Here is a 12,983-nt window from a genome sequence, read left to right as displayed (position 1 = left end):
CCCGGGGTCGGGTAACCGCCGGGCATGGCGCGGTACACGAAACCCGAACTCAGGGAGCAGGTCAAGGAAGAGATCAAGGCCTCCGACAGGGGCGGCCGGCCGGGGCAGTGGTCGGCGCGCAAGTCGCAGCTGCTCACCAAGGAGTACCAGAAGCGCGGCGGCGGCTACGTGGGCCCGAAGGACGAGCGGCAGAAGTCGTTGCAGCGCTGGGGCGGCGAGCACTGGCAGACCAGGGAGGGCGACACCCGGGCGCGGCACGGCGACGAGACGAGCCGCTACCTGCCCGAGCAGGCCTGGGCGCAGCTCTCTCCCGAGCAACGGCGCGCGACCGACGCCAAGAAGCAGAAGGAGTCGAAGTCCGGCAGGCAGTACGTCGCCAACACCGGGCCGGCCAGCCGCGCGCGCCGCAACGCCACGTCTGCCGAGCGGCTGGCGGAGTTGCCGGTCGCCGAGGCGGCCAAGCTCGCCCGCGACCTCGACAAGGGCCAGCTCAAGACGGCACTGCGCCGCGAACGCGACGGCAAGGCCCGCAAGACGCTCATCCGGCGGCTGGAGTCGGAACTCGACCGGCGCTGACCGACGTCCGAACTCCCGCGCCATGCCCGCGGCCTGCCAGAAGCGGAACGCCCGGTCGATCCTCGCGGATCGACCGGGCGTTTCTGCACTTCACGAGCGGTGGCGGAGGGATTTGAACCCTCGGAGGGCGTAAACCCTCACACGCTTTCGAGGCGTGCTCCTTAGGCCGCTCGGACACGCCACCGCCGAGAAGGGTACATGACCCCGGGTTGGGACGCCGAACCGGTATCGCCGGGGTCGGCCTGGCAGGATCCTTGCCATGAGTACGCACATCGGCGCGAAGCCGGGCGAGATCGCCGAGCGGGTCCTGATGCCGGGCGACCCGCTGCGGGCCAAGTGGATCGCGGAGACCTACCTCGAGGGTGCTCGGTGCTACACGACGGTCCGGGGCATGCTGGGCTTCACCGGCCGCTGGAACGGCGTCGAGGTCTCCGTCCAGGGCTCCGGAATGGGCATGCCCTCCGCCTCCATCTACGTCCACGAGCTGGTCAACGAGTACGGCGTGAAGAGCCTGATCCGGGTCGGCTCCTGCGGGGCCCTGTCCGAGGATCTCCAACTGCGTGACGTGATCGCCGCGATCGGCTCGTCCACCGACTCGAACATGAACCGGATGCGCTTCGACGGGCTGATCGACTACGCCCCGGTGGCCGACTTCGGGCTGCTGCGTACGTCGGTGGAGGTGGCCGAGCGGCGCGGCATCACGATGCGGGTCGGGCCGATCCTGGCGGCGGACGCCTTCTACACGGACCGGCCGGACCTCTACGACACCCTCGCCGACTACGGCGTGCTGGCGGTGGAGATGGAGTCGGCGGCGCTCTACACGATCGCCGCCCGGTTCAAGGCCCGCGCCCTGACCGTGCTGACCGTCAGCGACCACATCAAGACCGGCGAGAAGACCACCTCCGAGGAGCGTGAGCAGACCTTCAGCCAGATGGTCGAGATCGCCCTGGACACGATCATCGCCTGACCTCCGTCGTCTCCGGTGCCGCCCGTCATCCCTGGATGGCGGGCGGCGCCGCGTTTCCGGTGACCGTCGTCACTCCAAAAAACAATACGACCGGTCGTGCTTTTTGATTAGCCTCTCCCCATGACAGTCGACGGACGCGTCGCGCGGGGCGACCGAACCCGCACCGCCGCGCTGGACGCCGCCGTGGTCCTCGCCACCGAGGTCGGCCTGCACGGCCTCTCCCTCGCCCAGCTCGCCGACGCGCTCGGGGTCAGCAAGTCCGGCCTCTTCGCGCACTGGGGGTCCAAGGAGGCGCTCCAACTCGCCACGGTCGACCGGGCCGTGGAGCAGCAGCAGGAACGGATCATCCGACCCGCCCTGCGCGCCCCCCGGGGCGTACGGCGGCTCTGGGCGCTGCACCAGGCCCGGATCGACTTCTTCGCTGCCCGGGTGCTCCCCGGCGGCTGTTTCTTCGCCAGCGCCGACTTCGAGTACAACGCGCGCCCCGGTCCCATCCGGGACCGGCTCGCCGAGGCGTTCGGCCGCTGGACGGCGTTCCTCGAAGACCTCGTCCGGGAGGCGGTCGCCGCCGGCGAACTTCCCGCCGACGTGGACGTCGCGCAGCTGGCGTACGAGATCGACGCGCTCGGGATCACCGCCGCCATGCGTTCCCGGCTGCTGGACCCCGACACCGCCTACCGGCACGCCCGCCAGGGCCTGCTGAACCGCCTACGGGCACTGTGCCCCGATCCGACCCTGCTACCGGAAGGCATCTCATGAGCCACGCCATCGTCGACCAGCCCGCCGTCGAGTTCGGCCACGTCGCGCACGTCGGGGTGCACTTCGACGACCTCGACGCGTTCGGCCTCCTGCACAACGCCCGGTACGCGGTGCTGCTCGAACGAGCCCTGACCGGATACTGGGCCGAGCACGGCGTCTCCTTCCAGGGCGCGCGGCACAGCGCACCGGACGTGTTCCACGCCGTACGCGAGTTCACCATCGCCTACAAGGCCCCGGTCACCGGCACCGGGCCCGTGGCGGTGCACTTCTGGCTCGACCACTTCGGCACCAGCAGCGGCCGGTACGCCTACCGGTTCCACTCCCTGGACGGCGGCACCGTGCACGCGGAGGGCCAGCGGTCTATCGTCCGGCTCGACCCGGCGACCCTGCGCCCCGCCCCGTGGACCGACGCCGCCCGCGCGGTGGCGGCGACCCTGCTCCGGCCCGCCCCGGCCAGCGCCTGACCGCCGGACACCCGACTCGCCCGCCGTGTAAGGAAGGGGCCCTTCCTATACCGCAGGCGTTGACAAGGTGCCCTGCCTTACACGCGGAAGAAGGCGCGTAGCAGGGCGGCGCTCTCCGGCTCCAGGACGCCGCCGTAGACCTCCGGGCGGTGGTTGAGCCGACGGTCGCGCAGCACGTCCCACAGCGAGCCGGCCGCCCCCGTCTTGGGCTCCCAGGCGCCGAAGACCACGGTGGACACGCGGGCCAGCACCAGTGCTCCCGCGCACATCGTGCAGGGTTCCAGGGTGACGACCAGCGTGCAGCCGTCGAGCCGCCAGCGGCCCAGCCGTCCGGCGGCCCGGCGTAACGCCAGCACCTCGGCGTGCGCGGTCGGGTCGCCGGTCAGCTCCCGCTCGTTGCGCCCGATCGCCACCTCGGCGCCGTCCGGCCCGTAGAGCACGGCGCCGACCGGGACGTCGTCGGAGGGGTCTGGGCCCGTGCCGCCGGGGCTGTCCGGGCCGGTGACGGCGACCTCCAGGGCCCGGCGCATCCACAGCTCGTGCCGCTGCCGCCGGCCGGCCCCGTCCGGGTCGGCCAACCCCTCGTGGGCGCCGGGACCGACCCGGCCGGCCGCGCCCGGGGTCGGCTGCCCGGGGCGTACGGTGCCGAGGGCCGGATCGGTGGCGTCAGCCGGCTCGACGCCGCCCGCCCCCGCCCGGCCCGGCCCGGACGGCTCAGACCTCACGCAGCTCCTCGACCTCGTCGGCACAGCCGAGCACCTGGCACACCTCGGTGGTGACGTCGGCCGGCATCATGCCCTCCCGCGCGCTGAGGTTGAGCAGCTTCTGCGCGGAGATGCCCAGGTCGGCCAGGAGGTCGGCCTCGCCGACCGGGTCGGCCTCCGGGTCGACGGCGGGCTGCTCCGTCTCCTCGTCGCCGCGGCCGGACGGGCGCGGCTCCTCGGTGTCGTCCAGCCCGGTCACCGAGGTCTTCAGGTCGCCGACCAGCAGTGCGCCCAGCCGGGACTCCTCCGCGTAGGCCGAGTCGGAGCCGAAGACCCGCAGGTCCTCCCCCTCGTCCAGGCGCATGATCACCAGGTACGCGTCGTCCGCCTCGACGAAGAGCAGCGACAGGTCGGCGTCCTGGTCGACGTCGCGCAGCCGGTCGGCGACGTCCTCGATGTCGGTGACGCCCCGCAGGTTCACCTCGGCGGCCGTCCAACCGCTTTCGTCACGCACGGCGGCCGCAGCGAAGTACGACACGGTTCCCCCAAAAAAGCCTCGGCAGGCCGACCCGTTACGCGTGCACGTTAGCCGGTCAGGTCGGCAGGCGACCGGTCAACGCCCCGAAGGGCCGGTCAATCCTGGGGAAAGTCTGCCGGTGTTCAGCCGGCGACCCGGCGGCGGGTGGCGATCAGCTCCCGCAGCCGCTCGCTGCGCACCCGTTGCGGCCGTTCGCGCTGGCGTACCGCCCGGGCGCCCGCCAACTCGGCGATGAGCTGCTGGCGACGGCGGCTGCGCTCGGGGTCGAGCCGCGGAGTGGTCCAGGCCATACCGCCGAGGGTGCCGAGTTCGGGCGGCCACGTCAAGACGGGATTCGCTGCGCAGCCGGCCCGCGACGCAGCGCAGCCGCGAACCCGCCGTAACGGGCCGGGCCGGAGCAGGATCCCGGCCGGCCGGCGTTCACCAGAGTGGCCAGTCCCCGATCGACGCCCAGCGCACCGCCACGATGGCGGCGGCGATGCTCCACCCGCCGGCGGTGACGATCGCGATCCCGGTGGCCGCCCCCCGGTCGCCGGAGCGGACCAGCAGCAGCGCGGCCAGCCAGGCCAGCCCGCCGGCCAGCAGCGTCCACCAGGCGTACCCGGACACGCTGCGGCCGAGCAGGCCGAACAGGACCAGCCAGGCGGTCGCCACGACGGCGCCGACCGCGACGCCCACGCCGGTGACCGGGTGCGGTTCGCGGTAGGTGGGCCGCGACGGCGGCCCGGACGGAAAGAGCCCCGAAGGGGCATGTGGCGCCGGCCGGAACCCGGCCTCCGGGTCGGGCGGGAAGGCGTACCGTCCGGTCGTCACCGACCCCTCCCCTCTGCCGTGGAACCTCGTCCCACCGTACCGACTCTGCCAGGATGACCGGATGCCCTCGCCGACGATCGGACGCCGCGCGCGTCCGGCGTACCCGGTCCTGCTGTTGCTCGTGCCGGTGCTGGCCGCCGGTTGCGCGACGACCCGGCCCGGGACGACGCCCGGCGACCCGCGCCCGAGCGTGCCGGCGACAGCCGGGCAGCCGGCGTCACCGGCCGCCACCCCGACCGGCGTTCCGCCCTCGACCGGCGCCGCCGCCCCGACCGGCCCGTCGACGGCGCCGACCCGCGCCGGGCTACCGCACGTCTTCCCGGTACGCGCGGCGAACGTCGACTACCACCCGACCCACTCGGCCTACCCGGGGACGGACATCTTCGCCGACTGCGGCGAGCCTGTCGTGGCGGTGACCGACGGGGTCGTGCTGGAGGTCAGCCGGGTCGACCGGTTCGACAAGCGCGGGCCGCGGGGGCCGCACAACGGAGGGCTGTCGGTGTCGCTGCTCGGCGATGACGGGGTGCGCTACTACGGCTCGCACCTGCGCCGGATCGCCGACGGCGTCGACGCCGGGGTGCGGGTACGCGGCGGTCAGCAGCTCGGCGAGGTGGGCCGGACCGGAAACGCCAACAACGTCTGCCACCTGCACTTCGGCATCTCCCCGCCGTGCACCGGCCAAGACGGCTGGTGGATCCGGCGGGGCGCGGTCTGGCCGGCGCCGTACCTGAACTCGTGGCGGCGCAAGGGCAACAAGGAACCGGCCGCCGAGGTGGCCGCCTGGCACCGCCGGCACGGCTGCCCGAAGGCGCCGACGACCGGCTGACGACCCGCTCCCGTTTGTCGTCATCAGCGGTTCATCGCGCGGAAACATTGACGGAGGTCTCGGCGCTGGGCTAGCGTCCCGCTGCAAGAGAGCGCTCTCTGAGGCAACTTTCCGCACAATTCGCCCGCAGACCGCGCCCGTCCCCGACCGGCGCTCCCCGACCGGAGGCACTGTGACACCTCCTGCGACACGCCGCACCTGGGCCGTGGCGGCCACCTCCGCCCTGGCCCTCGCCCTCGGCGGCCTCGCCGTCGTCACCACCACCCCCGCACGGGCCGCCACCGTCGGCGCCGGCAGCTACACCACCGACCGCGTGGGCCCCCTGCCCACCGGCTGCGGAGACATGACCACCAACCCCCGGCAGTTCGCCACCGCCGAAGCGCCCGCCGGGCCGATCCCCACCAACGACTGGTGGACGTCGCTGCTGTGGAAACGGACCAACTGCTCCTACAGCGAGCCGCTGCACGCGCACCCGGTCTCCTACCAGCCGTCCGGCGACGGCCTCGGCCTCTCGGCCACCTCCACCCCCACCGTCAGCGGCACCCCGACCGGCGTCGGCGAGTACAAGTACACGTACTCCGAGGACATCCGGGTCGGCGTCGCCGCGCTCGGCGCCCCGGTCGTCAAGGTCGACGGCTGGACCGACTGGACGGTCACCCCGTACTGGAGCGACGGCGCCCGGACCATGCGCGCCACCATCGGCCACGGCCTGCCGTTCGCGTACTTCCGGACCAGCGGCGGCGACGCCCTGATCAACGCCACCGGCGGCAGCGCCACGATCTGGTCGAACAGCGGCGCCACCATCGGCTTCACCGTCCGGGGGCACGACTACGTCGCGTACGCGCCCACCGGCGCCACCTGGTCCGTCAACGGTGGACGGATCACCTCCAACCTGGCCGGCAGGGGCTACTTCTCGGTCGCCCTGCTGCCCAGCACGCCGGGCACCGACGCCACGTCCCGCGCCGAACTGGCCACCACCTACGGCCGGTACGCCCACGCCCACGTCACCGGCACCCGCGTCTCGTACGCGTACGACCAGGCGACCAGCACCGTCACCACCACGTACGCCGTCACCACGACGGCCCGGGAGGGCACCGCGAACCAGACGGTAGTCAGCCTCTACCCGCACCAGTGGCGCTCGCTGACCGGCTCCACCCCGCTCACGCTCACCTACCCGTCGGCGCGCGGCCGGATGAAGGTGCTCGCCGGCGTCAACCAGTTCCGCACCTCGATGAAGTTCCACGGGGTGCTGCCGGAGGTTCCCGCCGTGGCGACCGGCACCGGGGCGGACCTGACCACGCTGCGCAACCACCTCGCGGCGGTCAGGGGCAACCCGATGGACCAGCGCGGCGGCGACACCTACTGGACGGGCAAGGGCCTCGGCCGGGCCGCCCGGATCGCCGAGATAGCCGACCAGGTGGGCGACGCCGAGACGCGTACCGCCGCGCTGAACGCCATCCGGAGCACGCTGACCGACTGGCTCACCGCCACACCAGGGGAGACCGGGAGGCTCTTCCACTACGACCGCAACTGGGGCACCCTGATCGGCTACCCGGCCTCCTACGGCTCCGACCAGGAACTCAACGACCACCACTTCCACTACGGCTACTACATCGCCGCCGCCGCGACCCTGGCGAAGTTCGACCCCACCTGGGCCCGGCAGGACCAGTACGGCGGCATGATCGACCTGCTGATCCGGGACGCGAACAACTACGACCGCGCGGACAACCGCTTCCCGTACCTGCGCGACTTCGACATCTACGCCGGGCACGACTGGGCCGCCGGGCACGGCTCGTTCAACGCCGGCAACAACCAGGAGTCCTCGTCCGAGGGGATGAACTTCGCCAACGCCCTCATCCAGTGGGGGCAGGCCACCGGCAACACCGCCGTACGCGACGCCGGCATCTTCATCCACACGACGCAGGCGGCGGCGATCCACGAGTACTGGTTCGACGTGACGAACGAGAACTACCCGTCGGCGTTCGGGCACTCCACGGTCGGCATGGTCTGGGGCGACGGCGGCGCGTACGCCACCTGGTTCAGCGCCGAGCCGGAGATGATCCAGGGCATCAACATGCTCCCGGTGACCGGCGGGCACCTCTACCTCGGCCACCACCCGGCGTCCAACCGGGCGAACTACCAGGAGCTGGTACGCAACAACGGCGGGGAACCGACGGTGTGGCAGGACATCCACTGGCAGTTCCTGGCGCTCGGGGACCCGGACGCGGCGCTGGCGAAGCTCCGCGCGAATCCCGGGTACACCCCGGAGGAGGGCGAGAGCCGGGCACACACCTTCCACTGGATCCGCAACCTCGCCGCGCTCGGCCTGGTGCACACCGGGATCACGGCCAACCATCCGCTCGCGGCGGTGTTCCAGCGCAACGGTGCCCGCACCTACGTGGCGAGCAACATCACCGCCGCGCCACTGGCCGTCACCTTCTCCGACGGCACCCGGCTCGACGTGCCCGCCGGGAAGACGGCGACCAGCGGGGCGTACGCCTGGAGCGGCGGCACCGCGACGGGCGGGGTCACCGGCACGCCGCCACCCACGACGACCCCGCCGACCACCACCCCGCCGACGGCTCCGCCACCCACCACGCCACCGCCCTCGGCGGATCTACCGACCCGGTACCTGCTGCCGGGTGGTGGGCTGGGCGCGGCCGGCGGCCCGTCGACCACCACGGTGGCCGGCGCGGGCGGCGTGAACCGCGACGGCACGCCGACCAACCCGCAGGTGTTCACCGCGACGGGCCTGGACCTGACGTACGCCGGTGGGCAGACCGCGTTCGACCTGTTCCTCGACGCCGGCAACGCGGTCGGCAACGGGGTGCAGGTGCGAATCTCCTACGACCTGACCGGCAACGGCGGCTGGGATCGGGTGGAGACGTACCGCTACTTCGCCACCGACCCGGTCCCCGGGTACGAGCGCTACACCCAGCAGAGCGGCCTGCACTCCGCCACCGGCGCCCTCGGCAACCTGTCGAACGGCACGGTGCGGGTGGAGGTCTGGTCGGCGATCGGGACCAACCCGACCACCCTCGGCATCGGCGACAGGTCGCTGGTGAAGCTGCCCCACTCCTGATCCTGTCGGCCTCCGCGCCGTCCGTCGTCTGACGACCGGCGGCGCGGAGGCGTATTTTCCATGGCATGAGCGCCCGGGACCCCATCGCCGACCTGCGCCGGATCGCCTTCCTCCTGGAACGGGCGAACGAGGCGACCTACCGGGTCCGGGCGTTCCGGTCGGCGGCCACGGCCCTGGCCGCGCTGCCGGCGGGGGAGCTGGCCGAGCGGGCCCGCACCGGCAAGCTCACCGAGTTGCCCGGGGTCGGCGACGTCACCGCCCGCTGCGTGGCCGAGTCGCTCGCCGGCGAGGAGCCGGTCTACCTGCGCCGACTGCTCGCCACCGAGGGCACCGACCTGGACGCGGCGGCCACCGCGTTGCGTACCGCGCTGCGCGGCGACTGCCACACCCACTCCGACTGGTCCGACGGCGGCTCGCCCATCGAGGAGATGGCCCTCGCGGCGGTCGAACTGGGCCACGAGTACGTGGTGCTGACCGACCACTCGCCCCGGCTGAAGGTGGCCCGGGGTCTGACCGCCGACCGGCTGCGCCAGCAGCTCGACCACGTGGCGAAGGTCAACGAGGCGCTGCCGGAGGGCTTCCGGATCCTCACCGGCATCGAGGTGGACATCCTCGCCGACGGATCGCTCGACCAGGACGAGGAGCTGCTGGCCCGCCTCGACGTGGTGGTCGGCTCGGTGCACAGCGGCCTGAACGACGAGCGGGCGAAGATGACCCGGCGGATGCTGACCGCGATCGCCAACCCGCACCTGGACATCCTCGGCCACTGCACGGGGCGGATGGTGTCGTCCCGGCCCGCCGGGGTGAAGGGGCCGGGCGACCGGGCGCACCGGCCGCGTACCCGGGCGGAGAGCGAGTTCGACGCGGACGCTGTCTTCGCCGCGTGCGCCGAGCGGGGGGTGGCCGTCGAGATCAACTCGCGGCCGGAGCGGCAGGACCCGCCGAAGCGGCTGATCCGCCGGGCACTGGAGGCGGGCTGCCACTTCGCCGTCAACACCGACGCGCACGCCCCCGGTCAGCTCGACTGGCAGCGGTTCGGCTGCGAGCGCGCTGCCCTGTGCGGGGTGCCCGCCGACCGGGTGGTCAACACCTGGGACGCCGACCGGCTGGTCGACTGGGCCCGCGGGCACGCCGCCCGCTGAAGTCCTGACGGCCCGACCGGGTGGGCCGGGCCTCGCCATCAGCCCGCCAGCGTGGGCCGTGGGCCGTGGGCCGTGAGCCCTGGGCCCTGGGCCGAGCCCTGGGCCGTGAGCCCCGGGCCGTGGGGTGCTGGCACCACGGCCGCTGTCGAGCTGCCCCGTTCATGAGACCGCGTCGCACGGACGCCAATGGTCGCCGTGGCGACGGCCGGGATCGCTCAGCAGCGGGCAGCCGGCGCGCGCGGCACGGCGACACCGACGGCCGTGGACGGCTCGGTGATGCCGGCGGCCGTGGACGGCTCGGTGATGCCGGCGGCCGCGGACGGCACGGCGGCACCGACGGCCGTGGAGGGCTCGGTGATGCCGGCTGGCGCCGGCCGGCGGCGGCCCACCAGGCCCTGCGAGACGGCGACGCCGAGCAGCACGATCAGCGCCCCCACCGGCTGGTGCCAGGTGAGCCGCTCGTCGAGGGCCAGGGCACCGATCAGCACCGCGAACACCGGGATCAGGTAGGTCACCGTGGAGGCGGTGCTCGCCCCGGCGATCCGGATGTTGCGCAGGTTGATGACGAAGGCGAGGCCGGTGCCGAGGGCGCCGAGCGCGAGCACGCTGGCGAGCACCTCGACCGAGAGGCCGGTCGGTGCCGGCGGCGCCCCGGCCACCAGCGGCGCGACAATCGCGAGCTGGGCCGTCGCGATCAGCAGCTGCGCCGCCGAGAGCGAGAGCCCCGAGTGTGCGCTGCCCGCGACGAACTTCTTCTGGTACGGGATGGACACGCCGTAGCAGGCCGCCGCGCCCAGGCACATGAGCTGCCCGGTGAAGTGCGCCCCGCCCACTCCCTGCCAGACCCCGAGCACCACCAGCACGCCGGTGAAGCCCAGCGCCATCCCGGCCGCCCGCCGTACGGTCAACCGCTCGGTGCGGAACACCAGCACCGCCAGCGGCAGCACGATGAGCGGGGTGGTGGCGTTCCAGATGCCCGCGAGCATCGACTCGACGCGCTGCTCGCCGTAGCCGAAGAGGGTGAACGGCACGGCGACGCCGAACGTGGCGACCACGGTCAGGTGCGCCCAGACCCGGGGCTCGGTGGGCAGCCGGTCGCGGAGCACGGCCAGCACCAGCAGCAGGGTCACCGTGCCGGCGGCGACCCGGTAGAGGGTGAGGTGCAGCGGATGCAGCTCCCCGATGCCGATCTTGATGAACAGGAAGCTGGAGCCCCAGATCGCGGCCAACGCCAGGAACCCGGGCAGCCAACTCCGCAGTGCCGCCCGGTCAGGGGTGAGTTCCGCTGTCACTCCTGACACTCTGCCGCAGCCGTACGACGAAGTCCCGCGACTTTCGGACGTGGTGTCGACCGCCACAGCAACCGGCCGGCACGGGGGGCCACCAGTGACACGGTCGACGGCTGGAGTGTGCGGTCACGTAGGGTCGCAGCGTGGGACGAATCGATGACCTCGCGAACCGGTACGTGGCCGAGTGGGCGCCGCTGAGCCCGATCGGCGCCACCTACGTCGGCATCGCCGGCTACGACGACCAACTCGACGACCTGTCGCCCGACGGGTACGCGGCCCGGGCGGAGGTGACCCGGCGGACGCTGACCGACCTGGACGTGACCGAGCCGGAGTCCGAGGCGGAGCGGACCGCCAAGGAGGCCATGCAGGAGCGGCTCGGCCTCGACCTCGCCCGCTACGACGCCGGCGAGACGAGCAGCGAGATCAACGTGATCGCCAGCGGCCTGCACGACGTCCGCATGGCCTTCGACCTGATGGCGACCGACAGCGACGACGCCAAGGCCAACATCGCCGCCCGGCTCAACCGCTTCGCGGGCACACTGGAGGGCTACAAGACGACGCTGCGAGAAGCGGCCGCCGCCGGCCACGTCAGCGCCCGCGTGCAACTGGTCGAGGTCGCCAAGCAGTGCGACATCTGGGTCGACCCGGACGGCGACAACTTCTTCCACGGGCTGGCCGAGCGGCTGGGCGCCGACGGCACCCTCGGCGCCGAGCTGCGGCGGGGCGCGGCGGCGGCGACCGCGGCGACGGCCGAGTTCGGCCAGTTCCTCCGCACCGAGCTGGCCCCGCTCGGCCGGGAGAAGCAGGCCGCGGGTCGCGAGCGCTACGAGCTGGCCTCGCAGTACTTCCTCGGCGCCAGGGTCGACCTCGACGAGACGTACGCCTGGGGCTTCGAGGAGCTGGCCCGGCTGGAGGCCGAGATGCGGTCGGTGGCCGGCCGGATCGTCGGCCCCGGCGCGACCGTCGACGAGGCGGTCGCGGCGCTGGACGCCGACCCGGCCCGGACCATCCAGGGCAAGGAGGCGTTCCGGGACTGGATGCAGACGCTCGCCGACAAGGCGATCAGCGACCTGCACGGCACCCACTTCGACATCCCCGAGCAGGTACGCCGGATCGAGTGCTGCCTCGCCCCGACCAGCGACGGCGCGATCTACTACACCGGCCCGAGTGAGGACTTCTCCCGGCCCGGGCGGATGTGGTGGGCGGTGCCGCAGGGCATCACCGACTTCTCCACCTGGCGCGAGGTGACCACCGTCTTCCACGAGGGCGTGCCGGGCCACCACCTCCAGGTCGCCCAGACCGCCGTCCGGGCCGAGCTGCTCAACCGCTGGCAGCGGCTGCTCTGCTGGGTCTCCGGGCACGGCGAGGGCTGGGCGCTCTACTCGGAGCGGCTGATGGACGAGCTGGGCTACCTGGAGGACCCGGGCGACAAGCTCGGCATGCTGGACGGTCAGGCGTTCCGGGCCGCCCGGGTGATCGTCGACATCGGCATGCACCTGGAGCTGGAGATCCCGAAGGACAACCCGTTCGGCTTCCACCCCGGCGAGCGCTGGACGCCGGAGCTGGGCTGGGAGTTCATGCGGGCGCACTGCCGGGTGCCGGACGAGAACCTGCGCTTCGAGCTGAACCGCTACCTCGGCTGGCCGGGGCAGGCCCCCTCCTACAAGGTGGGCGAGCGGATCTGGCTCCAGGCCCGCGACGAGGCGAAGGCCCGCAAGGGCGCCGACTTCGACCTCAAGGAGTTCCACCGCCAGGCGCTCGACCTCGGCTCGCTGGGGCTCGACCCGCTGCGCAAGGCGCTCGCCCGCCTCTGAGGCTGGCCG

The 12,983-nt window shown here is 72.9% G+C and carries 13 protein-coding genes and 1 tRNA gene; 8 read left to right on the top strand and 6 right to left on the bottom strand.

Features of this window, described 5'->3' with window-relative positions; all coding sequences use genetic code 11:
* Positions 1–24 precede the first annotated feature (24 nt).
* A complete protein-coding gene (locus AB0D32_RS29035; protein WP_357097035.1) occupies positions 25–576 on the top strand; it encodes a DUF5872 domain-containing protein in 552 nt (183 codons plus the stop codon).
* 97 nt (positions 577–673) lie between these two features.
* On the opposite strand, the gene AB0D32_RS29030 is transcribed toward AB0D32_RS29035, so the two are convergent.
* Positions 674–760 (bottom strand) — tRNA-Ser (locus AB0D32_RS29030).
* Positions 761–835: 75 nt separating this feature from the next.
* Between AB0D32_RS29030 and deoD the strand changes: the two genes are divergently transcribed.
* The 3 genes from deoD (at position 836) to AB0D32_RS29015 (ending at position 2,766) form a co-directional block, all read left to right on the top strand.
* A complete protein-coding gene (deoD, locus tag AB0D32_RS29025) occupies positions 836–1,543 on the top strand; it encodes a purine-nucleoside phosphorylase (RefSeq protein ID WP_357097033.1) in 708 nt (235 codons plus the stop codon).
* A gap of 120 nt (positions 1,544–1,663) precedes the next feature.
* A complete protein-coding gene (locus AB0D32_RS29020) occupies positions 1,664–2,302 on the top strand; it encodes a TetR/AcrR family transcriptional regulator (protein WP_357097031.1) in 639 nt (212 codons plus the stop codon).
* Positions 2,299–2,766, top strand: coding sequence for a thioesterase family protein (locus AB0D32_RS29015; protein ID WP_357097029.1), 468 nt, complete (start codon positions 2,299–2,301; stop codon positions 2,764–2,766). Before AB0D32_RS29020 ends, AB0D32_RS29015 begins: the two co-directional genes overlap by 4 nt.
* A gap of 77 nt (positions 2,767–2,843) precedes the next feature.
* Here AB0D32_RS29015 and AB0D32_RS29010 read toward each other — a convergent pair whose 3' ends face one another.
* The 4 genes from AB0D32_RS29010 to AB0D32_RS28995 all read right to left on the bottom strand — a co-directional run bounded on the left by AB0D32_RS29010 (position 2,844) and on the right by AB0D32_RS28995 (position 4,821).
* Complete coding sequence (locus tag AB0D32_RS29010) at positions 2,844–3,296, bottom strand: nucleoside deaminase (RefSeq protein ID WP_357097078.1); 453 nt, start codon at positions 3,294–3,296, stop codon at positions 2,844–2,846.
* 184 nt (positions 3,297–3,480) lie between these two features.
* Positions 3,481–4,008: a tRNA adenosine deaminase-associated protein gene (locus AB0D32_RS29005; RefSeq protein ID WP_357097027.1), complete on the bottom strand. Its 528-nt coding sequence runs from the start codon at positions 4,006–4,008 to the stop codon at positions 3,481–3,483.
* 122 nt (positions 4,009–4,130) lie between these two features.
* A complete protein-coding gene (locus tag AB0D32_RS29000) occupies positions 4,131–4,334 on the bottom strand; it encodes a hypothetical protein (RefSeq protein ID WP_357097025.1) in 204 nt (67 codons plus the stop codon).
* A gap of 94 nt (positions 4,335–4,428) precedes the next feature.
* Positions 4,429–4,821, bottom strand: a complete 393-nt coding sequence (locus AB0D32_RS28995) for a hypothetical protein (RefSeq protein ID WP_357097023.1) — start codon at positions 4,819–4,821, stop codon at positions 4,429–4,431.
* Positions 4,822–4,882: 61 nt separating this feature from the next.
* Between AB0D32_RS28995 and AB0D32_RS28990 the strand changes: the two genes are divergently transcribed.
* The 3 genes from AB0D32_RS28990 (at position 4,883) to AB0D32_RS28980 (ending at position 9,871) form a co-directional block, all read left to right on the top strand.
* Positions 4,883–5,647 (top strand): peptidoglycan DD-metalloendopeptidase family protein, encoded by a 765-nt coding sequence (locus AB0D32_RS28990; protein ID WP_357097021.1) that lies wholly within the window; start codon positions 4,883–4,885, stop codon positions 5,645–5,647.
* Positions 5,648–5,819: 172 nt separating this feature from the next.
* Positions 5,820–8,729 carry a glycosyl hydrolase gene (locus AB0D32_RS28985; RefSeq protein WP_357097019.1) on the top strand — a complete coding sequence of 970 codons (2,910 nt, stop codon included), beginning with the start codon at positions 5,820–5,822 and terminating at the stop codon, positions 8,727–8,729.
* A 65-nt stretch (positions 8,730–8,794) separates the two neighbouring features.
* On the top strand, positions 8,795–9,871 hold the full coding sequence (locus tag AB0D32_RS28980) for a PHP domain-containing protein (RefSeq protein WP_357097017.1): 1,077 nt from the start codon (positions 8,795–8,797) through the stop codon (positions 9,869–9,871).
* 215 nt (positions 9,872–10,086) lie between these two features.
* Here the strand turns inward: AB0D32_RS28980 and AB0D32_RS28975 are convergent, their stop codons facing one another.
* The gene (locus AB0D32_RS28975) at positions 10,087–11,163 is read right to left on the bottom strand and encodes a DMT family transporter (RefSeq protein ID WP_357097014.1); all 1,077 of its coding nucleotides are present in this window, start codon (positions 11,161–11,163) and stop codon (positions 10,087–10,089) included.
* 140 nt (positions 11,164–11,303) lie between these two features.
* Between AB0D32_RS28975 and AB0D32_RS28970 the strand changes: the two genes are divergently transcribed.
* On the top strand, positions 11,304–12,974 hold the full coding sequence (locus AB0D32_RS28970; protein ID WP_357097012.1) for a DUF885 domain-containing protein: 1,671 nt from the start codon (positions 11,304–11,306) through the stop codon (positions 12,972–12,974).
* Positions 12,975–12,983 lie beyond the last annotated feature (9 nt).

Origin of the sequence: Micromonospora sp. NPDC048170, assembly GCF_040652795.1 — a bacterium.
Taxonomy (GTDB): domain Bacteria; phylum Actinomycetota; class Actinomycetes; order Mycobacteriales; family Micromonosporaceae; genus Micromonospora.
This window is presented reverse-complemented; position numbering and strand designations above follow the sequence as displayed.

Coding starts and splice junctions, on each gene's coding strand:
- AB0D32_RS29035 (WP_357097035.1), top strand. CDS start 25: ATGGCGCGGTACACGAAACCCGAACTCAGGGAGCAGGTCAAGGAAGAG.
- deoD (WP_357097033.1), top strand. CDS start 836: ATGAGTACGCACATCGGCGCGAAGCCGGGCGAGATCGCCGAGCGGGTC.
- AB0D32_RS29020 (WP_357097031.1), top strand. CDS start 1,664: ATGACAGTCGACGGACGCGTCGCGCGGGGCGACCGAACCCGCACCGCC.
- AB0D32_RS29015 (WP_357097029.1), top strand. CDS start 2,299: ATGAGCCACGCCATCGTCGACCAGCCCGCCGTCGAGTTCGGCCACGTC.
- AB0D32_RS29010 (WP_357097078.1), bottom strand. CDS start 3,296: ATGCGCCGGGCCCTGGAGGTCGCCGTCACCGGCCCGGACAGCCCCGGC.
- AB0D32_RS28990 (WP_357097021.1), top strand. CDS start 4,883: ATGCCCTCGCCGACGATCGGACGCCGCGCGCGTCCGGCGTACCCGGTC.
- AB0D32_RS28980 (WP_357097017.1), top strand. CDS start 8,795: ATGAGCGCCCGGGACCCCATCGCCGACCTGCGCCGGATCGCCTTCCTC.